General features: G+C 69.9%; 18 protein-coding genes. 3 read left to right on the top strand and 15 right to left on the bottom strand.

Features of this window, described 5'->3' with window-relative positions; all coding sequences use genetic code 11:
• Positions 1-10: 10 nt before the first annotated feature.
• From cydC to JSX79_RS04585, 9 genes are all read right to left on the bottom strand, one after another.
• Positions 11-1,759 carry a thiol reductant ABC exporter subunit CydC gene (gene cydC, locus JSX79_RS04625; protein ID WP_229085292.1) on the bottom strand — a complete coding sequence of 583 codons (1,749 nt, stop codon included), beginning with the start codon at positions 1,757-1,759 and terminating at the stop codon, positions 11-13.
• Positions 1,756-3,444, bottom strand: coding sequence for a thiol reductant ABC exporter subunit CydD (cydD, locus tag JSX79_RS04620; protein WP_229085291.1), 1,689 nt, complete (start codon positions 3,442-3,444; stop codon positions 1,756-1,758). The genes cydC and cydD overlap by 4 nt, the downstream gene beginning before the upstream one ends.
• A gap of 9 nt (positions 3,445-3,453) precedes the next feature.
• Positions 3,454-4,458 (bottom strand): cytochrome d ubiquinol oxidase subunit II, encoded by a 1,005-nt coding sequence (cydB, locus tag JSX79_RS04615; RefSeq protein WP_070418676.1) that lies wholly within the window; start codon positions 4,456-4,458, stop codon positions 3,454-3,456.
• Positions 4,458-5,870, bottom strand: coding sequence for a cytochrome ubiquinol oxidase subunit I (locus JSX79_RS04610; protein WP_070418675.1), 1,413 nt, complete (start codon positions 5,868-5,870; stop codon positions 4,458-4,460). Before JSX79_RS04610 ends, cydB begins: the two co-directional genes overlap by 1 nt.
• A 268-nt stretch (positions 5,871-6,138) precedes the next feature.
• Positions 6,139-7,074, bottom strand: coding sequence for an ABC transporter substrate-binding protein (locus tag JSX79_RS04605; RefSeq protein ID WP_070418674.1), 936 nt, complete (start codon positions 7,072-7,074; stop codon positions 6,139-6,141).
• On the bottom strand, positions 7,071-7,811 hold the full coding sequence (locus JSX79_RS04600) for an ABC transporter permease (protein ID WP_070418673.1): 741 nt from the start codon (positions 7,809-7,811) through the stop codon (positions 7,071-7,073). Before JSX79_RS04600 ends, JSX79_RS04605 begins: the two co-directional genes overlap by 4 nt.
• On the bottom strand, positions 7,808-8,530 hold the full coding sequence (locus JSX79_RS04595) for an ABC transporter permease (RefSeq protein ID WP_071301874.1): 723 nt from the start codon (positions 8,528-8,530) through the stop codon (positions 7,808-7,810). The genes JSX79_RS04600 and JSX79_RS04595 overlap by 4 nt, the downstream gene beginning before the upstream one ends.
• Entirely contained in the window at positions 8,527-9,396 is an 870-nt protein-coding gene (locus tag JSX79_RS04590; protein WP_070418671.1) for an ABC transporter ATP-binding protein, read from the bottom strand. The genes JSX79_RS04595 and JSX79_RS04590 overlap by 4 nt, the downstream gene beginning before the upstream one ends.
• A gap of 179 nt (positions 9,397-9,575) precedes the next feature.
• A complete protein-coding gene (locus JSX79_RS04585) occupies positions 9,576-10,223 on the bottom strand; it encodes a TetR/AcrR family transcriptional regulator (protein ID WP_175496097.1) in 648 nt (215 codons plus the stop codon).
• 145 nt (positions 10,224-10,368) lie between these two features.
• Between JSX79_RS04585 and JSX79_RS04580 the strand changes: the two genes are divergently transcribed.
• Both JSX79_RS04580 and JSX79_RS04575 read left to right on the top strand, forming a co-directional pair.
• Positions 10,369-11,433 (top strand): App1 family protein, encoded by a 1,065-nt coding sequence (locus JSX79_RS04580; RefSeq protein ID WP_071294809.1) that lies wholly within the window; start codon positions 10,369-10,371, stop codon positions 11,431-11,433.
• A gap of 55 nt (positions 11,434-11,488) precedes the next feature.
• The gene (locus JSX79_RS04575) at positions 11,489-13,378 is read left to right on the top strand and encodes a glycoside hydrolase family 15 protein (protein ID WP_229085290.1); all 1,890 of its coding nucleotides are present in this window, start codon (positions 11,489-11,491) and stop codon (positions 13,376-13,378) included.
• A gap of 102 nt (positions 13,379-13,480) precedes the next feature.
• On the opposite strand, the gene JSX79_RS04570 is transcribed toward JSX79_RS04575, so the two are convergent.
• The 6 genes from JSX79_RS04570 to JSX79_RS04545 all read right to left on the bottom strand — a co-directional run bounded on the left by JSX79_RS04570 (position 13,481) and on the right by JSX79_RS04545 (position 20,253).
• Positions 13,481-14,860, bottom strand: coding sequence for a glucose-6-phosphate dehydrogenase (locus JSX79_RS04570; RefSeq protein ID WP_070418667.1), 1,380 nt, complete (start codon positions 14,858-14,860; stop codon positions 13,481-13,483).
• 199 nt (positions 14,861-15,059) lie between these two features.
• Complete coding sequence (locus JSX79_RS04565; protein ID WP_092387608.1) at positions 15,060-15,476, bottom strand: cytochrome c oxidase subunit 4; 417 nt, start codon at positions 15,474-15,476, stop codon at positions 15,060-15,062.
• 4 nt (positions 15,477-15,480) lie between these two features.
• On the bottom strand, positions 15,481-17,220 hold the full coding sequence (ctaD, locus tag JSX79_RS04560) for a cytochrome c oxidase subunit I (RefSeq protein ID WP_229085289.1): 1,740 nt from the start codon (positions 17,218-17,220) through the stop codon (positions 15,481-15,483).
• Positions 17,221-17,232: 12 nt separating this feature from the next.
• Positions 17,233-18,135 carry a cytochrome c oxidase subunit II gene (coxB, locus tag JSX79_RS04555; protein WP_071294807.1) on the bottom strand — a complete coding sequence of 301 codons (903 nt, stop codon included), beginning with the start codon at positions 18,133-18,135 and terminating at the stop codon, positions 17,233-17,235.
• 257 nt (positions 18,136-18,392) lie between these two features.
• Positions 18,393-18,767, bottom strand: a complete 375-nt coding sequence (locus JSX79_RS04550) for an iron-sulfur cluster assembly accessory protein (RefSeq protein WP_092387612.1) — start codon at positions 18,765-18,767, stop codon at positions 18,393-18,395.
• Between the two features lie 58 nt (positions 18,768-18,825).
• The gene (locus JSX79_RS04545) at positions 18,826-20,253 is read right to left on the bottom strand and encodes a dipeptidase (protein WP_229085288.1); all 1,428 of its coding nucleotides are present in this window, start codon (positions 20,251-20,253) and stop codon (positions 18,826-18,828) included.
• A 53-nt stretch (positions 20,254-20,306) separates the two neighbouring features.
• Here JSX79_RS04545 and JSX79_RS04540 point away from each other — a divergent pair.
• The coding region (locus JSX79_RS04540; RefSeq protein WP_229085287.1) for a DUF3043 domain-containing protein at positions 20,307-20,591 on the top strand (285 nt) is incomplete at its 3' end.

Here is a 20,591-nt window from a genome sequence, read left to right as displayed (position 1 = left end):
GGTGCTCGGCTCACACCGCCGCGAGCCGCCCGTCGCGCATCCGCAGCGTCCGGTCGACGAGGTCCGCCGCCACCGGCACGTGCGACACGATGACGACCGTCCTGCCGTCCTGCCGCGCGGCCCCGACGAGGTCGCGCAGCACGGTGTCGCCGAGGTCGGGGTCGATGTCGGCCGTCGGCTCGTCGAGCACGAGCACCGGGAACGCGTGCAGGAGCGCCCGGGCGAGCGCGAGCCGGTGCGCCTGCCCGCCGGACACCAGGGCACCGCGCTCCCCCACGCCCGCGTCGAGTCCACCGCGCCGCTGCACCCACGACCCGAGCCCGACCCGGTCGAGCACGGCGAGCAGGTCCTCGTCGGTCGCGGTGTCGCGGGCGAACAGCAGGTTCTGCCGCACGGACTGGTCGAACACGAACGGGTCCTGCTCGATCAGCCCGACGCGGGCGCGGACGGCGTCGGGGTGCATGTCCTTCGCCTCGACCCCGTCGAGCGTGTACGAGCCCTCGTGGTCGACGAACCGGACGAGCGCGTCCACGAGCGTCGACTTGCCCGCGCCGCTCGGTCCCTCGAGCACGACGACCTCGCCGGGTCGGAGGTCCAACGACACCCGGTCGACGGCGTCCGCCGCGGCACCGGGCCAGCGCACCGACACGTCGCGCAGCGAGACGGCGACGGGCCCGTCGACCACGAGCGAAGCGGGATCGGCGTCCGCGTCCGGCTCCGGGACGATGCCGGCCGGCACCTCCGCCGGGACGACCCGCTCCACCCGGTCGGCCGCGGCTCGGACCCGGCGCAGCGTCAGCACCGCGAGCGGGACCCCGCCGACGACCTCGAACAGGGCGAGCGGCACGAACACGGCGAGGGCCCAGAGCGGTCCGTCGAGCGCGCCGGTGACGACCGCGGGGGCGCCGACGGCCAGGATCCCGATGACAGCGCCACCACCGACGAGGCCGACCAGGGCCCCGACGAGTGACTCGATCGTCCCCCGGCGCCGCACGGCCGCGGTCACCCGGGCATCGAGCCGGGCGATGTGGTCGAGCCGTTCGTCGAGCGTGCCGTATGCGGCGAAGACGTCGAGCGTCCGCACGGTGTCGAGCACGAGGTCGGCGACGTGCCCGCGTTCCGCGGCCGTCTGCTCGTCGGAGCGCCGTGCGATCGAGAGGGTGACGACCGACCCGAGCAGCGCGGCCACGGCGAGGGCGACGAGCAGCACGAGCGCCGCCGGCACCGACACGAACGCGACCGCGACGACGGAGAGCAGCGCGGCCACGCCGGCGGACACGAGCGGACCGACGACGCGGATGGGCAGGTCCTGCAGCCGGTCGGTGTCGGTGACGAGCCGCGTGAGGAGGTCGCCGCGACCGGTGGAGCCGAGTCCCGCCGGAGCGATCGACGACAGTCGGCGGTACATCTCGGTGCGCACGACCGCGAGCTGCCGGAACGAGGCGTCGTGTCCGGCGAGGCGGTCCACGTACCGGAGCGCCGCACGGCCGAGCGCGAACGCGCGGACGCCCACCATCACGAGCGTCAGGTAGAGGATCGGCGGGTGCTCGGCCGCACGCGTGATGAGGTACCCGCTCGCGGCGAGGAGCGCCACGGCGCAGACCGCACTGAGCGCACCGGCCGTGACCGCCTTGGCCCAACCGGCCCCGTGCGGCATCGCGAGCCGCAGGACGGAGGCGTCCCCGCCGGCACGGCCGCCCCGCCGCTGGCGCGTCGGACCGGAACCGGCGTCGTGGGCCCCTCGCGCCTCCCGGGTCATGCCCGCACCCCGTCCGCCCGGGTGACCGCGACCGCGCCACCCGGTCGCCCGTCGACACGGGTGACCGCGACCGCGCCGTCCGGCCGGACGTCGACGCGGACGTCCGCCGCCGCGACGACCGCGGGCCGGTGGCTCGCGACCACGACGACGGCCCCGTCGTCGGCGAGGCGGCGGAGCGTGCGGACGACGTGCGCCTCGGCGTCGGCGTCCAGCGCGGAGGTCGGCTCGTCGAGCAGCACGAGCTGCGTCCCCGTCCGCCGCGCGCGGTACAGGGCGCGCGCCACCGCGACGCGCTGCGCCTGGCCGCCGGACAGGCCGCTGCCGCCGGAACCGACCTGGAGGCGCGGGTCGAGTCCCAGCCCCGCCTCGCCCAGGGCGGTGCGGACCGCTGGCTCGTCGGGGGTCGCGCTGAGCGCGACGTTCTCGGCGATCGTGCCGCGGACGAGTCGTGGGCGCTGGTCTGCCCAGGTCGTACGCTCGGCGACCGTGCTGCCGTCGGGGCCCGGCACGGTCACCGTGCCGTCGTGGGGCAGGGCACCGCGGACCGCAGCGATGAGACTGGACTTGCCGGAGCCGCTCGGTCCGGCCAGGACGACGATCGTGCCCGGTCCGGCGCGGAGGTCGAGCGGACCGATCACGACGTCGGGACGGCGCACGGTGAGTCGGTCCAGCACCAGGTGGTCGGCGGCGGGGACGGCTCCGGGACGTGCCGCGGGCGCCGTGGTGTCGTCGAGGACGTCGAGCACGGCGGTCGAGGCCTCGACGCCGTCCTGTGCCGCGTGGAAGTCGGCGCCGACCTGGCGGATCGGGGCGAAGGCCTCCGGAGCGAGGACGAGCACGAACATCGCGGCGCCGAGCCCGAGCGAGCCGTCGAGGAGTCGGATGCCGATCGACACCGCGACGAGCGCGACGGACAGGCTCGCGGCGAGCTCGAGCGCGAACCCGCTCACGAACGACAGCCGCAGGACCCCGACGGTGCCACGGCGGTACTCGTCGGTGACGGTGCCGATGCGTCGGACCTGGCGCCGCGCACGGCCGAAGACCTTGAGCGTCGCCAGCCCCTCGACCGCCTCGGTGAAGGCACCGCCGAGCTTCGCGAGCGCGTCCGACTGCTTCCGCTGGAGCGCCTGCGTCGCGAGGCCGATGAGGATCATGAACACCGGGATCACGGGCAGGGCGCAGAGCACGATCAGGCCGCTGGTCAGGTCGCCGAGTCCGATCGCGACGACGAGCATCGGCGTGGCGATCGCGGTGAGGGCCAGCTGCCGCAGGTACCGGCCGAAGTAGGCGTCGAGGGCGTCCAGCCCGGGGCCGAGCGTGGTCGCGAAGGCCGCACTCGAGCGCTCGGCGAGCCACGACGGTCCGCGCTCGGCCGCCCGGGCCAGGACGGTCGCGCGCAGCTCGCTCTTCACCTTCGCCGCCGCCCGTGCGGCGAGGTCGTCGGTGGCCCAGGCGGCCACGGCCCGGACGACGAACGCCGCGCCGAGGAGCGCGAGCGCCGGGGTGAACGCGTCCGGGACGCTGCCGTCACGGACGGCGTCCACGCCGAGGGTCACCGCCGCGGCGATCCCCCACGCGATCGCGATGGTCGCGAGCGTGCGGAGGACACCGGTGCCGGCGGCCGCGACGATGAAGCCACGGGCCGTCCGCGACAGCCGCAGCAGGCGCGGGTCGAGCGGCTTCACCGTCGCCGCCTAGTGCGCGGCCTGGGTCACGTGGGCCCGGGACACGCGCTTGCGGAAGATCCAGTACGTCCACGCCTGGTAGGCGAACACGAGGGGCACGAAGATCAGTGCCACCCAGCTCATCACCGTGAGCGTGTACGAGCCGCTCGAGGCGTTGTAGACGTTCAGGCTGTTCGCCGGGTCGTTCGTCGCGGGCATGACGTCCGGGAAGATCGCGGTGAACATCGCCAGGACGATCGCGGCGATGGTGACCGCCATGAGCGTGAACGCCCGGCCCTCCTTGCCCCAGGCGGTGCAGAGCACCGCGAGGACCAGGGCGAGCGCGGCGACGACCGACAGGACGATCGACGTCGGGGTGGACCGCACGAAGGCCATCCAGACCAGGAACGCTGCGCCGACGACGATCGTCAGCACGCCCGCCCGGGTCGCGAGGCGCTTCGCACGCGCACGGATCTCACCCTCGGTCTTCAGCGCGACGAAGACGACGCCGTGCGTGAAGAACACCAGCAGCGTCGCCACGCCGGTGAGCAGCGCGAAGGGGTTGAGCAGGTCGAACACCGTGCCGGTGTAGTTGTGGCCGGCGTCCATCGGGATGCCCCGGACCACGTTGCCGAACGCGACGCCCCAGAGGAACGACGGCACCGCGCTGCCGACGATGATCATGAGGTCGAACCGGCGCTTCCACTCGAGGTGCTTGTTCTGGTGCCGGTACTCGAACGAGACGCCGCGGGCGATGAGCGCCGCGAGGATGAGCAGGAGCGCCAGGTAGAACCCGGAGAACATCGTGGCGTACCACTCGGGGAACGCCGCGAACAGGCAGGCGCCCGCGACGATGACCCAGGTCTCGTTGAGGTCCCACACCGGCCCGATCGTGTTGATCAGGACTCGACGGTCGGTGTCGTCCTTGCCGAGGAACGGCAGGGACATGCCGACACCGAAGTCGAAGCCGTCGAGGACGAAGTAGCCGACGAAGAAGACGCCGACGATCGCGAACCAGAGAACGGGGAGATCCATCAGTAGACCGTCACTTCGTGCTTGACCTCGCCGGTCTCCTCGTCGACCTCCGCCGGGGCGGCGGGGCCCTCTTGCGCGACCTTCTTGATGAGCCGGAACTCGACCACCGCCAGGGAGCCGTAGATGAGCGTGAAGACGATGAGCGAGATGAGGACCTCGACCCCGGTGACGTTCGGCGAGACGCCGTCACTCGTCTTGAGCAACCCGAACACGAGCCACGGCTGGCGGCCCATCTCGGTGAAGATCCAGCCGACGATCATCGCGGCCATCGGCAGCGGGACGGTCCAGGTGGCGATGCGCCAGACCCACCGCTGGGTCGGGAACCGGCCCTTGCGGGTCAGCCAGAGCCCGACGAGCGAGACCAGCACCGCGCCGACACCGAGCGCGATCATCCAGCGGAACGACCAGTAGGTCACCCAGATGATCGGCTTGTAGTCGCCGGGGCCGTAGACCTGCGAGTACTGCGCCTGCAGGTCGTTGATGCCCTCGACCGTGCCGTTGAAGGTGTGCGTCGACAGGAACGAGAGCAGGTACGGCACACGGATCGAGAACAGCTCGTGCACGCCGTCCGGGGTGCCGAGCGTGAAGATCGAGAACGAAGCGTCCTTGCCGGTGGCGGTGTTGTACAGCGCCTCGGCAGCGGCCATCTTCATCGGCTGGGTGTCGACCATCGTGAGGCCGAGCTGGTCGCCGGTGAGCACCGTGAGCGCCCCCGCTGCCAGCATCGTCCACATGCCGAACTTCAGCGCCGGCATCATCGTCTCGAGGTTCTGGTTGCGCGCCAGGTGGTACGCGGCGACCGAGATGATCACCGCGGCGGCGACCATGAAGCACGCGAACAGGGTGTGCGGGAAGGCGGCCAGCGCGACCTTGTTGCCGAGCACGGCCCAGATGTCCGTGAGCTCCGCACGCCCCTTGGCCTCGTTCATGGAGAAGCCGACCGGGTGCTGCATGAACGCGTTCGCGGCGATGATGAAGTACGCCGACATGATCGTGCCGGCGCTGACGCACCAGATGCTCGCGAGGTGCAGGCCCTTCGGCAGGCGGTCCCACCCGAAGATCCAGATGCCGATGAACGCGGCCTCGAAGAAGAACGCGAGGATGCCCTCGAGCGCGAGCGGGGCGCCGAACACGTCACCGACGAACCGGGAGTAGTTCGACCAGTTCATGCCGAACTGGAACTCCTGCACGATCCCCGTCACGACGCCCATCGCGAAGTTGATGAGGAAGATGCGCCCGAAGAACCGGGTCAGCTGGAGGTAGTGCGCGCGCCCCGTCCGGTACCAGGCCGTCTGGAACACGGCCACGACGACGGCCATGCCGATCGTCAACGGGACGAAGAGGAAGTGGTAGATCGTCGTCAGACCGAACTGCCACCGCGACAGGAGGAGCGGATCGAGGATGTCGTTCATGCGGCGTTTCCGAGCCGGTTCGCCGCGCGCTGTTGGTGCACGTCAGTTGCTTCCTGTGGAGGGGAACTTCTGCTGTCACAACCGTTGGGACACGAACACGTTACCTCGCGGACACATGGTTCGACAAGTTGTAGAACCCTCAGTGCACGGATGTGCAGCGGGATTGCACGGCACAACCGTGCGGAACAACGGTGCGGATACCTGATCCTGGAACGACGACAGGTGCCGGGCAGTTGCCCGACACCTGTCGTTTTGTGCTGATCGAGTGCTACAGCAGGTCGTTGTCCTGCAGGAACGCCTTGGCGACCGAGGCCGCCGACTTCTGATCGACCGAGTTCTGACGGTTGAGCTCGATGAGCGCGTCGGTCGTGAGGAGCTTGTTCACCTTCTCGATGGCGTCCGCGGCCTTCGAGTCGAGGTCCTTCGACACGATCGGGGTCACGTTGTTCGCCGGCACGAGGTGCTCCGGGTCCTCGAGCGTGACGAGCTTCTCGGTCTTGATCGAGGCGCTGGCGGAGTAGATGTCCGCGACCTGCGAGTCACCGTCCTGGATCGCCTTGATCGTGAGCGGGCCACCGGAGTCGTTCTGCTGGTTGACCTCGCCGGTGATGCCGTACTTCTCCTTGAGGCCCTTCGGACCGTAGGCGGCGGTGGCGAACTCCGGGTTGGCGGCGATCGAGATCGTCCCGCCGATCTTCGAGAGGTCGGCGATCGACTTCAAGCCGTACTTGTCGGCCGTCGCCTGGGTCACCGTGTAGGTGTCGGCGTCTGAGGCGTCGGCCGACGGCAGCGCCTTGACGTCCGACGGCAGTGCCGACTTCAGCGCGGTGTTGATGCCGTCCGTCGTCGTCTCGGTCGTGGTGGACTTGCCGTCCTCCTGCAGGAGGTAGTTGAGCAGGTTGCCGTTGTACTCAGGGAAGACGTTGATGCTCCCCTTCGCGACCTCGGGCCAGTACGCCTTGCGCTGACCGATGTTGAGCTTCTTGGTGACGGTGAAGCCCTCGTGCTCGAGCTCCTGCGCGTAGAGCTCGGCGATGATCTCGTTCGACGGGTACGCCTGCGAGCCGACGACGATGGTCTTGGAGTCCCCACCGCCGGAGCCGGAGGAGAGCGGGTCGCTCGACGAGCAGCCCGCGAGGGCGATGGCGGCCGCGGACGCGACGGCGATCGTCGCGGCGAGACGCCGGGTCGTTGCTGTGATCACGGGTGGGTTCCTTCCACAGGGGTTGATGCTCGTGGTGCTGAGCTGCGGGTGCTCCGACGCGACAGACGCGCCGACCCGGCGGAGACACCCGCGGGGACGGCGAGCCGCTGCAGCGCGGCGAAGACGATCTCGAACGCGATGGCGAGGGCGATCACCAGGAGGGAACCGCCGAGCACCTCCGCGTAGTCCGAGTTGGCGATGCCGGAGAAGGCGTAGCCGCCAAGTCCGCCGGCGTTGATGTAGCCGACGAGGGTCGCGGTGGCGACGACCTGCAGCACGGCGGCACGGATGCCGCCGACGATGAGCGGCAGGGCGAGCGGGATCTCGACCTTGCCGAGGATCTGCCACCCGGTCATGCCCTGCGCCTTGGCGGCGTCGATCACGACGCGGTCGATCGCCTCGACGCCGGAGTACGCGCCGGCGAGCACCGACGGGATCGCGAGGATCACGAGTGCGATGAGCGGCGCCCCGAGTCCGAGGCCGATCGAGAGTGCGAGCAGCGTCAGGACGCCGAGCGTCGGCAGCGCACGGATGCCGCCCGAGACGCCCACCGCGATCGAGCGTCCCTTGCCGGTGTGCCCGATCAGCAGGCCGACCGGCACGGCGATCGCGACGGCGATGGCGACCGTGAGCAACGTGATCCACACGTGCTCCCAGAGCCGGACGCCGACGGCGTCGGACCCGACGTTGTTCGCCGGGTCGAAGATCCAGGCGATGCCCTGGGCGAAGAGGTTCATGCGGAGACCTCGTTCGCTCGGACGTCGTCAGCGGCGCGGCGTCGGACGGCACGGGCGTTGCGGCCGCTCCCCCGTGTCCACGGCATCGCGAGCCGACCCGCGGCCACGAGCAGCGCGTCGAACACGAGCGCGAGCACGATGGTCAGGACGATGCCGGTGAGGATCTCGGCGCTGATGCCGCGCTTGAGGCCGTCGGTGAGCAGGAACCCGAGGTTCGGCACGCCGATGAGCGCACCGACCGTGATGAGGCTGATCGTGGACACCGACACCACCCGGATGCCCGCGAGGAGGACCGGTCCGGCGAGCGGCAGCTCCACCTTGAAGAACCGCTGCGCGGGCGAGTACCCGAGCGCTTCGGATGCCCCCACGACGTCCTGGTCGACCGCGTCGATGGCGTCGGCGGCGGACCGGGCCATCAGGGCCACACCGAAGATGGTCATCGCGATCACGACGTTCACCGGGTCGAGGGTGCTCGTGCCGATGATCGCGGGCAGCACCAGGAAGAGGGGCAGCGCCGGGATCGTGTAGAAGAGGCTCGCGACGACGACGATCGTCGAGGCGGTCCCCCGGGCCACGCCGTTGCGCTTCCGAAGGCGCGAGACGAGCAGGCCGATCGGGACGGACAGCAGGAAGCTGATGACGATCGGCGGGATCGCCAGCCAGACGTGCGCGATCAGGTTGTCGCTGATCGTGTCCGTGTTGCCGAGGACCCAGTTCACGCGTCGCCCCGCTGCTCCTGGGGCACTGCCTCGGCCGCGTCCACGACCTGCACCGGACCGGTGAGCACACCGGCGGCACGTCCTTCACCGTCGACGACGATCGGCCCCGTCGGCGTCTGCTCGACGCGGAGCGCACGGCGGCCGCGACCGGCGCCGATGAAGTTCGCGACGAAGTCGTCGGCGGGCTCGGCGAGAATCTCGGCGGGGGTGCCGAGCTGGGCGATCTCGCCGCCCTTCTTGAGGATGACGACCTGGTCGCCGAGCTTGAAGGCCTCGTCGATGTCGTGCGTGACGAAGACCACGGTCTTGCCGAGCTCGCGCTGCAGCCGGATGAGCTCGTCCTGCAGGTCGTTCCGCACGAGCGGGTCGACGGCACCGAAGGGCTCGTCCATGAGCAGGATGTTCGGGTCGACCGCGAGTCCGCGGGCGACGCCGACGCGCTGCTGCTGTCCGCCGGAGAGCTGCGAGGGGTACCGGTTCGCGAAGGCACGGTCGAGCCCGACCGTGTCCATGAGCTCGAGGGCACGCTGGCGCGCGTCGGCCTTCGGGACCCCCGTCAGCAGCGGCACCGTGGCGATGTTGTCGACGACCTTGCGGTGCGGCAGCAGCCCGGCGTTCTGCATCACGTAGCCGATGCTGCGGCGGAGCTTGACCGGGTCGACGCCCGCGACGTCCTCCCCGTCGATCTCGACGGCACCTGCGCTGGGGTCGACCATGCGGTTGATCATCCGGAGCAGCGTGGTCTTGCCGCAGCCGCTCGACCCGACGAAGACCGTCGTGGTCCTCGAGGGGATGACGAGGCTGAAGTCGTCGACCGCGTTGGTGCCGTCCGGGTAGGTCTTGCGCACCGAGCGGAACTCGATCATGGGTGCCCTTCTGTTCGGAGGTAGCCCGACTCCGAGTGAGAGTACCCGTCGGGTGTGACACCCGTTCAGCCGTGACGGCGTGTGTCGCGTCCCGGACAGCGCGTGCGCAGCGTCCGGACGCGACGACGCCCGTCTCTCCTGTTCGGAGGGCGGGCGTCGTCGGATTGTCGCTCGGCGTGTCAGGAGGCGGCGATCACCGCTTCGAGGTGCCCGCGGCTCATCGCCCGGTACTCCTCGATCAGTGCGGTCTCGGGGTTCGCCGGGTCACGGTGCGCCCGCGCGAGGACGGCGTGCGACGACTCGGCGAGGACCACCCAGGTCCGCTCGATGCGCTCCCCCGTCGGCACGCCGAACCGCTCGTGCATGATGTGGGCGACGGCGCTCCCCAGTGCCGCCATCCGGTCCTCGGCGTCGCCAGTGCCGGTGTCCGCCGCGTCGCCGAAGCGGATCGCCCGGAAGCCCGGCTCGGTGCGGTACATCTCGGCGGTGACGTCGATGAGCGCGTCGCAGGCGGCCTGCCAGGTCGTCGCCTCGCTGGTGTCGAGGGCGGTGATGAACCGCTCAGCCAGGCGCTGGGTGCTCCGGATCGCGAGTGCCTCGACCACGGCGATGCGGTCCGGGAAGTAGCGGTAGACGGTGCCGATGGACGCCCCCGCCCGCTCGGCCACCATCGCGGTGGTCAGACGCTCGAACCCGATCTCGTCGATCACCGCGGCCGCGGCGTCGAGGAGGCCGGCGAGGCGCGCCGAACTGCGGGCTTGGACCGGCTCGTTCCTGAGCAGTGATGATCCCCCCGGCAGTGCGTTCGATACCTCGGTGACGAGCACGTGTTCTCCTCTTGCGCCGACAGCGCGACTCATGTGGGTGTGACGGTCACAACTGTCGCAGAGACCGGCTGGAATATCGCTGCGACTCTCCCAGTACACGTGTGAGGTCGTACGTGTGCCAGGTCGGACGTGGAATGATGGGGCGATGCCCGACCCGACGCCCCACGAGCCGTCGTTGGCCGAGCCGATCCTCCACCGGGCGGCCCGCATCGAGGACGCCGTCCAGGAGTTCCGCGAGCACCGGGCGCGCCGCCGGGGGCTGGTGCCGACCGTCATCCCGTACACCGGCTACGGCGCACCCGGGTGGGTCCGCGTCCTCTGCCGGGTCCTCCTCACGCGTCGGGGCCTCGCATCCGACGCCTCCTTCTACGGCGTGCGCGGCTGGCGGAGCTTCACGAGCGTCGCGGTCGACGACGCCGAGGTCACGATCACCGCCGGCGGGACCTCGCACGTGGTGCAGTCCGACCGCGGCGGCGTGGTCGACACCATCGTGCCGATCGACCTCGAGCCGGGCTGGCGCACCATCAAGCTGTCCGCCGGGGGCATGCGCGACGTCGAGGCCGACGTCTTCATCGTGCACCCGGACACGCGGTTCGGACTGCTGTCGGACATCGACGACACCGTCATGGTGACCTCGCTCCCCCGCCCGATGCTCGCGGCCTGGAACTCCTTCGTGCTCACGGAGCACGGGCGCCGGCCCGTCCCGGGCATGTCAGTGCTGTACGAACGCGTCCTCGCGCAGCACCCCGGCGCCCCGACGGTCTACCTCTCCACCGGCGCCTGGAACGTCGCGCCGACGCTGCAGCGCTTCCTCAGCCGGAACCTCTACCCCTCCGGCACCCTGCTGCTCACCGACTGGGGTCCCACGCACGACCGGTTCTTCCGCAGCGGCCAGCTCCACAAGCAGCAGAACCTCGAACGACTCGCCCAGGACTTCCCGCACGTGCAGTGGCTCCTCGTCGGCGACGACGGGCAGCACGACGAGTCGCTCTACGGCGAGTTCGCCCGGGCGCACCCCGAGAACGTCGCGGGCGTCGCCATCCGCCAGCTCTCCACGAGCGAGGCCGTCCTCGCCGGTGGGCGGTCCCGCGCCCAGGAACGCTCGCGCGAGTCCTCGGCGCCCTGGGTCTACGCCCCGGACGGCGCCGGCATGTGGTCCGAGCTGGCACGGGTCGGCATCACCCGCGCCGACCCGGACGACCCGGCCTGAGCCATCCCTCAGCAACCACCCCGGCCTCCCGAGGCGGCGGTGGTTGGATCGGCCCATGAGCCCGGCTGACACACCGACCAACCGCATCGAGGACCACGCGCTGATCGGCGACACCTACACCGCCGCGCTCGTCGGGCGCGACGGCACCGTCGACTGGGCCTGCCTACCGCGCTTCGACAGCCCGTCGACCTTCGCCTCGATCATCGGCACCGAGGACCACGGGCACTGGACCCTCCGACCCACGGACCCGGACGCGACCGCGACCCGCCGGTACGACCACGACACGCTCGTGCTCGCGACCGTGTGGACGACGAGCACCGGCGTGGTCGAGGTCACCGAGTTCATGCCGATCGGTGCGCACCGGGCGACGATCGTTCGGCGGGTGCGGGGGCTCCGCGGGAGCGTGGCGCTCCGACAGACGCTGCGCATCCGGTTCGACTACGCCCTCGCACTCCCCTGGGTCCGGCAGATCGGCGGCGACGAGGACCCGGCACTGCTGGCCACGGCGGGACCCGGGTCCGTGATCGTCCGCGGCGTCCGCTTCCGCGCCGACGACCACCGGCACACCGCCACCACCACCGTGCACGACGGCGACGTGCTCGACACCGTCCTCACCTGGTACCCGTCGCACCGCGAGCCGCCGGAGCCCCTCGACGTCGACGAGGCCCTGCACCGCACCGTGCGCTGGTGGCGGGACTGGATGGCCACCGCCCGGACCGAGGGCCGGTACGCCGAGGCGGCCCGCCGGTCGCTCCTCCTGCTCCGTGCGATGACCCACGCCGAGACCGGCGGTGTCGTGGCGGCCGCGACGACCAGCCTGCCCGAGGACCCCGGCGGCGAACGCAACTGGGACTACCGCTACGTCTGGCTCCGCGACGCCTCGCTCGCCCTCGCGTCCCTCATCGCGCACGGCTACCGCGACGAGGCGATGCACTGGCGCGGCTGGCTCCTCCGCGCGATCGCCGGCGACCCCGCCGACGTGCAGATCATGTACGGCATCGCCGGGGAGCGCGAGCTCCCCGAACGCGAACTGCCGAACCTGCCCGGGTACGCGGGCTCCACGCCGGTCCGGATCGGCAACGGCGCCTACACGCAGTACCAGGGGGACGTCTTCGGCGAGGTCCTCGCGGCGCTCCACGACGCCCGCGAGCTCGGTGTCGAGGAGAACGCCGACTCGTGGGCACTCCAGCGCGCCCTGCTCGGGTACGTCGAGGAGCACTGGCAGGAGCCCGACAACGGCATCTGGGAGATGCGCGGGCCCCGTCGGCACTTCACGCACTCGCGCGCGATGATCTGGGCCGCCTTCGACCGCGGCGTCGCAGCCGTCGAGGAGTTCGGCCTCGAGGGCCCCGTCGACCGCTGGCGGACCCTCCGCGCCGAGGTGCGCGCCGAGATCGAGGAGCACGGGTGGAACGCCGAGCGCGGCAGCTACCGCCAGCACTACGACACCGACGAGGTCGACGCCAGCCTGCTCGTCCTGCCGCAGATCGGCTACGTGAAGCCCGGTGACCCGCGGATGACCGGGACCGTCGCCGCGATCGAGCAGGACCTCCGGACCGGCGACGACGGCCTCGTGCTCCGGTACCGCACCTCGTCCGGCTTCGACGGGCTCTCCGGCAGCGAGCACCCGTTCCTCGCGTGCTCCTTCTGGCTCGTCGAGCAGTACGCCGCGTCCGGGCGCGTCGAGGACGCCGAGCGGCTGATGGACGTGCTCGTCGGCTACGCGAACGACGTCGGCATGCTCTCCGAGGAGATCGACGTCGCGACCGGCCACCACATCGGGAACACCCCGCAGGCGCTGTCGCACCTCACGCTCGTGTCCGCCGCGGACGCGATCGCGCGGGCGCGCGGCACGGCGGCCGGCCACCGGACACGACTCGCCGTGCACGACGGCGGCACCCGCTCGTGGACCGGAGAGGGCGAGCGGGCCGGCACACCCGCCTGACGCGGTGGTCGTGACCGCAGACGGACGGGAGGCACGGTGCCAGCTGGCACCGTGCCTCCCGTCCGTCGTCACCGCCCGATCAGGGCGTCACCGTCGCGTCCGTCAGGACGAGGACTCCCAGTCCGCCGGGCCGCGCGACCCCGCGCGGTACTCCTCGAGCGGGACCTCGTCCGCCTTCCAGGCGTCGACGACCGGCTCGACGATCTCCCAGCAGCGCTCGGCCACGTCACCGCGGATCGAGAGCAGCGGGTCGTCGTGGAAGATCCCGTTGAGGACCTCGCCGTAGGGGGTGAGCTCGCCGTCCGCGAAGGAGGACGACAGGGTGACCTGGCCCATCTCGAACGGGTTGCCGCCGCCGTTGGCCGACACCGTCAGCTCGATCTCGTCGGGGTTGAGCACGATGCGGAGCGTGTCCGTCTTCGGCCGACCGGACAGGCCGGAGGGCAGGCGCGTCACGGGCTTGAAGGTGATCAGCACCTCCTTGCGGCTGTTGCCGAGTGCCTTGCCGGAACGGAGCGTGAACGGCACGCCCTTCCAGCGGGCGGTGTCCACCTCGACCGAGATCTCGGCGAGCGTCTCGGTGCCGCGCGACTTGTCGACGCCGTCCTCGTCCTGGTACGACGGCAGTTCCTTGCCGTCGATGGTGCCGGCCGTGTAGACCGCACGACGCGACGCGATCTTCGGGTCGCCGCCCTTGAGCTCGGTCGAACGGAGCACCCGGGCCAGGGACGAGCGGAACTCGACCGCGTCGATGTCCGCGGGGGCGTCCATCGTCACGATGCCGAGGATCTGCAGCAGGTGCGACTGGATCATGTCGACCATCGCGCCGGCCTCGTCGTAGTACTGGGCGCGGTTCTCGAGACCGAGGGTCTCGTCGTAGAAGATGTCGACCTTCTCGATGTTGTCGGCGTTCCAGATCGGCTCGAACAGGCGGTTCGCGAAGCGCAGACCGATGATGTTCAGGACCGTGGTGCGACCGAGGAAGTGGTCGGTGCGGTGCACGCGCTCCTCGGGGACGAGCTTGAGGACCGTCTCGTTGAGGGCCTTCGCGCTGGCGACGTCCGTGCCGAAGGGCTTCTCGAACGCGAGGGTCGTGCCCTCGGGCAGCTCGACCTGCTGGAGCGCCTCGCAGATGTCGGAGGCGATCTGCGGCGGGAGCGCGAAGTAGAGGATCGGCTCGGCGTCGGCGTCGGCCGCGGCGAACAGCGCCTTGAGGTGCTCGGGGTCGGTCGGGTCACCCTGGATGAACTGCGTCGACGCGAGGGTGGCGTCGACCTCCGGGCCCTTCACGTCCTGCGACGCGAAGGACTTCGTGACGACGTCCTTCCACTGCTCCTCGCTGCGGGCGCTGCGGCCCGTGCCGATGAGCTGGACGGGCACCGCTCGACCGCTCTGCAGGAACGTGCCGAGGCCCGGCAGCAGCAGGCGGGAGGCGAGGTCGCCCGTCGCGCCGAAGATGATGAGAGTGCGCTTGTCGGTCACCGGAGGTGACTCCTTTCGCTGTGGTGGGGGTGGTCCGCTTGAGGCCAAGCCGCGGGCGGACCGGTTGATTCCCGGACGAGCAGGTTCGTTGGTGTGCCTGCGTTCCGGAGGTCGTGCTGCGGTTCCGGTGTGGTGCTGGACGCACTTCGGGCGGCACCGGTGTGGTGCCGCCCGAAGTCAGGTGCGCTGGAGGTCCAGGTCAGTGACCGAAGTTGCCGCGGTAGTACTCGTAGACCCAGCCGACGAGGGTGATCGCCACGCAGGCGAGCCCGATCGGGACGATCCACAGCCCGGCTGCGACACCGAGGAAGCAGAGCGCCGTGGCACCCGCGAGCAGGATGGGCCACCACGACCACGGGCTGAAGTGCCCGAGCTCGGCGTCGCCGTCCTCGATGTTGGCGTCGGGGCGGTCCTCGGGGAGGACGCCGCCCTGGGAGGACATGACCTTGCCGAGGTAGAACGCGATGAACGCGGACATGATCCCGGTGAGGCCGATGGCCACGGTGCCGACCCACTCCGGCCGCCCGTAGTAGAGCAGCGACCAGATGGTGTACGCGGCGTCCGCGAGGATGAAGAACCCGAAGAGGATCCAGAACAGGTTGGTGTTGGCGCGCATCGCCTTACTTCACCTCGCCCTTCGCGGCGTCGTAGGTCGGAGCGTCGGGGGCGTCCTTGGCCGGACCCACACCGATCGGCACACCCGCTTCGGGGTGGTTGAGGTCGAACGCCGGCGACTCCGAACGGATGCGCGGGATCGACGTGAAGTTGTGCCGCGGCGGCGGGCAGCTGGTCGCCCACTCGAGCGAGCGGCCGTAGCCCCACGGGTCGTTCACGGCGACCTTCGGCGCGTTCCGGGCGGTCACGTAGACGTTGAAGATGAACGGCAGGAACGAGATCGCGAGGATCATCGAGCCGATCGTCGACAGCTGGTTCATCCAGGTGAACCCGTCGTTCGGCAGGTAGGTCGCGTAGCGACGCGGCATGCCGATGACGCCCAGCCAGTGCTGGATGAGGAACGTCGTGTGGAAGCCGATGAACAGGAGCCAGAAGTGGATCTTGCCGAGGCGCTCGTTGAGCATCTTGCCCGTCCACTTCGGCCACCAGAAGTAGAAGCCGGAGAACATCGCGAACACGACGGTTCCGAAGACCACGTAGTGGAAGTGCGCGACGACGAAGTACGAGTCGGACACGTGGAAGTCGAGCGGCGGCGACGCCAGGATCACACCGGTGAGACCACCGAACGTGAAGGTGATGAGGAAGCCGACGGCCCAGAGGAGCGGCGTCTCGAACGTGACCGAACCGCGCCACATCGTGCCGACCCAGTTGAAGATCTTCACGCCGGTCGGGACCGCGATGAGCATCGTCATGAGCGAGAACCACGGGAGCAGGACGCCACCGGTGACGTACATGTGGTGCGCCCACACGGTGACCGAGAGGGCCGCGATGGCGATGGTCGCGTAGACGAGGGTCTTGTACCCGAAGATCGGCTTGCGGCTGAACACCGGGAAGACCTCGGAGACGATGCCGAAGAACGGCAGCGCGATGATGTACACCTCGGGGTGACCGAAGAACCAGAAGAGGTGCTGCCAGAGCAGGGCTCCACCGTTCGCCGGGTTGAAGATCTGCGCGTTGAACACGCGGTCGAGACCCAGGCCGAACAGTGCGGCGGCGAGGACCGGGAAGGCCATCAGCACGAGCAGCGCGGTCACGAGGGTGTTCCACGTGAAGATCGACATGCGGAACATGGTCAGACCCGGGGCACGCATCGTGATGATCGTGGTGATGAAGTTCACCGCACCGAGGATCGTCGAGAAGCCGGTCATGCCGAGGCCGAAGACCCAGAGGGTGCCACCGAGCCCTGGTGTGAACGTCGTGTCACTCAGTGGCGCGTAGGCGAACCACCCGAACGACGCGGCGCCCTGCGGGGTGAGGAAGCCACCGACGGCGATGAGCGAGCCGAACAGGTAGAGCCAGAAGGCGAACCCGTTCAGACGCGGGAAGGCGACGTCCGGCGCACCGATCTGCAGCGGCATGATCGCGTTCGCGAAGCCCGAGAAGAGCGGGGTCGCGAACATCAGCAGCATGATCGTGCCGTGCATCGTGAAGAGCTGGTTGTACTGCTCCTTCGTCGCGACCACGTGCAGGCCGGGCTCGAAGAGCTGGGCACGGATGACGAGCGCCATCACACCCGCGAGCAGGAAGAAGATGAACGAGGCGATCAGGTACATGTACCCGATGGTCTTGTGGTCCGTGGAGGTGATCCACCGGACGATGATGTTGCCCTTCCGGCCGACCTTCGACGCCTGGAAGTCCAGTGTCGTGGTCCCTGCAGCCGGCTGGCCGACGAGTGACGTGGTCATCTGACGGAGCCCCTACTTGTTGTCGCTCGACGCCGTGACGGGCGTCTTGTCGTTGGGTTCGTTCGTGTTGGTGTTGTACTCGTTGCCGAGCAGACCGACCTTGCCCTGCTCCTCGAGCGAGTCGAGGTACTTCTGGTACTCGGCCGGGGTGACGACCTTCACCTGGAAGAGCATGAGCGAGTGGTACTCACCGCACAGCTCCGCGCACTTGCCCTGGTAGGTACCGAGCTTCTGCGGGATGAAGTACTCGTCGTTCTGCTTGCCCGGGAGCATGTCCTTCTTGTAGAGGAAGTCGATGATCCAGAACGAGTGGTCGACGTCGCGGGACGAGAGCTCGATGTGGACCTTCTTGCCCTTGGGCAGGTAGAGGGTCGGGAGCTGCGACTCGTCGATCGCGCCGTTGGCGTTCTCTTCTTCCTGGGCCTGGATGCCCTGGTAGTAGACGCTCTTGGACTTGTCGTCCTCGTTGATGTAGTTGAAGTCCCACGCCCAGCGCTTGCCGTAGACGTGGATCGTCGCGTCGGCGTTCTTGAACGGCTGCTCGATCGCGGCCTGGTCCTTGGCGGTGAAGGCGAAGAAGCCGAGCACGAGGATCAGCGGCACGATCGTGTAGAAGATCTCGAGCGGCATGTTGTAGCGCATCTGCACCGGCAGGCCGGTCTGGCCCTTGCGGCGGCGGTAGACGATCGCTGCCCAGATGATGAGGCCCCACACGATCAGACCGACCGCGAGCAGCACGACCCAGCTGGTGGTCCACAGGCCGACGATGCGGCTCGTGTGGTTGGTGACGTCCTTCGTCTCCTCCGTGCCGGGGAGCCATCCGTTCAGCTGCTGCTGCGTGCAACCAGCCAGTGCGATGACCAGACCGACGGCCACCGGGACGGCCGCCCAACGTATACGGCGATTCGAACGCACTGTTACCTCTCGGAAGAACGTGAAACCGGAGCAGGCCGCGACGTGAAGGTCGCGCATGGCTCGCTCCCAGCTTGGTTGGAACACTCCTAGCTTACTCGCAGCTCGGGACCGCTCGCGCACACGCGACACACCTCGGGCCGCGATCCGCACTCCGTCCGGGCGGGTTTTCCCTGGTCGTGCGGGATGCCACGCCCGGGAACGAACGAGCGGGGAGCGACCGTGTCGGTCACTCCCCGCTCGTGTCGGGTCGACGGAGATCAGTGGAAGCTGTCACCGCACGCGCAGCTGCCCTGCGCGTTGGGGTTGTCGATCGTGAAGCCCTGCTTCTGGATGGTGTCCTCGAAGTCGATCGAGGCGCCGTCGAGGTACGGGACGCTCATCTTGTCGACGACGACCTCGACGCCGTCGCCGAACTCGGCCGTGGCGTCGCCGTCGAGCAGGCGCTCGTCGAAGTAGAGCTGGTAGATCAGGCCGGAGCACCCGCCGGGCTGGACGGCGAGGCGCAGGCGGAGGTCGTCGCGGCCTTCCTGTTCGAGGAGGCTCGCCACCTTCGCCGCGGCCGCGTCGCTGAGCAGGACGCCGTGCGACGGCGCCTCGGTCGTCGGTGCGTGGTCGGTGATGGTGTCGCTCATCCGCGCGTCTCCCTCCGTGCGGTGTCGTTCACCGCGCTTGGACCGATTGTAAGCACCGTCAGCCGCGAGTCGCGAGACGCGCGAGCAGGATCGTCTCCGATGCGATGGCGCGATGCAGGACGCCGAGGTGCTGCGACTCGTTCGGGCTGTGCGCGCGGGTGTCCGGGTCCTCGACGCCGGTCACGAGGATCTGCGCCTCCGGGAACTGGGCGGCGAGGTCCGAGACGAACGGGATCGAGCCGCCGATGCCCTGCTCGACGGGCGACTCGCCCCAGCCCTCGGCCATCGCGGTCCGCGCTTCCTGGACGGCCCAACCGGCGGTGTCCACGAGGAACCCGTCGCCGGCGTCCGGCTCGCTGATCTCCATCCGGGCGCCGAACGGCACGTGCGCCCGCAGGTGCCGTTCGACCGCGGCGTACGCGTCCGTCGCGGCCTGCCCCGGCGCGACCCGCACCGAGACCCGGGCGGAGACCGTCGGCAGCAGGGTGTTCGACGCGTTCGCGACGCTCGGGACGTCCATGCCCGTCACGGTGATCGACGGCTGGAACCACATCCGCGAGAGCACGTCGCCACGGCCGACCGGACGGACCCCCGGGAGCAGTGCCGCGTCGGCGGCGAGCTGCTCCTCGGTGCGCTCGGGCACGTCGGCGTCGTACGAGGAGAGGCCCTCGACCGCGACGGCGCCGTCGTCGTCGTGCAGCGAGGCGAGCAGGCGGACCATCGGGATCATGGCGTCCGGCGCCGCTCCCCCGAACATGCCGCTGTGGCTCGCGTGCTCGAGGGTCGTCAGGGTCAGCTTGAAGGTGACGTTGCCGCGCAGGGAGACGGTGATCGACGGCACCTCGGTCGACCAGTTGTCGCTGTCCGCGACGACGATGACGTCGGCCGCGAGGTGCTCCTGCTGCTCGCGGAGGAACGTACGGAACGACCGGGAGCCGAACTCCTCCTCGCCCTCGATGAACAGGACCACGCCGAGCTCCAGGTCGTCGCCGAACTGCGCGTGCAGCGCACGCAGCGACGCGATGTGGGTCATCACGCCGGCCTTGTCGTCCGAGGCGCCGCGGCCGTACAGGCGGTCGCCACGCAGCGTCGGCTCGAACGGCGGGGTCTCCCAGAGCGCGTCGTCGCCCTGCGGCTGGACGTCGTGGTGGGCGTAGAGCATCACGGTCGGCTTGCCGTTGCGGGCCGGGCGGACCGCCAGGACCGCGGGCTGACCGAGCTCGAGCGGGTCGGCGTCACTGATCGCCGACCGGATGATCTCGACCTGGTCGTCCGCGAAGACACCGGTGCTCCGGGCCAGTTCCGCAACGGCACGGGCGCTCGCGAGCACGTTCGACTCGTCGAACGCCGACCACGACACCGACGGGATCCGCACCAGGTCGGACAGGTCGGCGATCGTCGAGGGCAGCGATCCCTGCACGTGTTCGCGGAGGGCGTCGAGGAGTGCGGGGTCGGTGGCGGCGGCGTGCTGGTCGGTGTCGGTCATGTCCCGTAATCTAGAGGACGATCCAGCACGCAGACCGCAGTCAGGAACGCATCGTGGCGAAGGCAGCCCCCAAGACCAACACGACCGTCAACCCGTCCGAGGCCGAGCTCCTCGAACAGGGGAAGGGCCGTCCGACGCCGACCCGTCGCGAGCGCGAGGCGGCGAACCGCCGTCCCATCGTCGGCGGCTCCGCCGAGGACAAGAAGGCGGCTCGTGCACGACTCACGAACGAGCGCGAGAAGGCCCGCGTCGGCATGGCCAACGGCGAGGAGCGCTACCTCCCCGCGAAGGACAAGGGCGAGCAGCGCAAGTTCGTGCGCGACTGGATCGACGCCCGC

The sequence above is a fragment of the Curtobacterium sp. GD1 genome (assembly GCF_020882855.1).
In the GTDB taxonomy this organism is placed as follows: Bacteria; Actinomycetota; Actinomycetes; order Actinomycetales; family Microbacteriaceae; genus Curtobacterium.
This window is presented reverse-complemented; position numbering and strand designations above follow the sequence as displayed.

What these genes read in the sequence shown, in the direction of transcription:
- cydC (WP_229085292.1), bottom strand. Translation starts at nt 1,759, where the DNA reads ATGACCCGGGAGGCGCGAGGGGCCCACGACGCCGGTTCCGGTCCGACG.
- cydB (WP_070418676.1), bottom strand. Translation starts at nt 4,458, where the DNA reads ATGGATCTCCCCGTTCTCTGGTTCGCGATCGTCGGCGTCTTCTTCGTC.
- JSX79_RS04610 (WP_070418675.1), bottom strand. Translation starts at nt 5,870, where the DNA reads ATGAACGACATCCTCGATCCGCTCCTCCTGTCGCGGTGGCAGTTCGGT.
- JSX79_RS04600 (WP_070418673.1), bottom strand. Translation starts at nt 7,811, where the DNA reads ATGAACCTCTTCGCCCAGGGCATCGCCTGGATCTTCGACCCGGCGAAC.
- JSX79_RS04590 (WP_070418671.1), bottom strand. Translation starts at nt 9,396, where the DNA reads ATGATCGAGTTCCGCTCGGTGCGCAAGACCTACCCGGACGGCACCAAC.
- JSX79_RS04580 (WP_071294809.1), top strand. Translation starts at nt 10,369, where the DNA reads ATGCCCGACCCGACGCCCCACGAGCCGTCGTTGGCCGAGCCGATCCTC.
- JSX79_RS04575 (WP_229085290.1), top strand. Translation starts at nt 11,489, where the DNA reads ATGAGCCCGGCTGACACACCGACCAACCGCATCGAGGACCACGCGCTG.
- JSX79_RS04565 (WP_092387608.1), bottom strand. Translation starts at nt 15,476, where the DNA reads ATGCGCGCCAACACCAACCTGTTCTGGATCCTCTTCGGGTTCTTCATC.
- ctaD (WP_229085289.1), bottom strand. Translation starts at nt 17,220, where the DNA reads ATGACCACGTCACTCGTCGGCCAGCCGGCTGCAGGGACCACGACACTG.
- JSX79_RS04550 (WP_092387612.1), bottom strand. Translation starts at nt 18,767, where the DNA reads ATGAGCGACACCATCACCGACCACGCACCGACGACCGAGGCGCCGTCG.
- JSX79_RS04545 (WP_229085288.1), bottom strand. Translation starts at nt 20,253, where the DNA reads ATGACCGACACCGACCAGCACGCCGCCGCCACCGACCCCGCACTCCTC.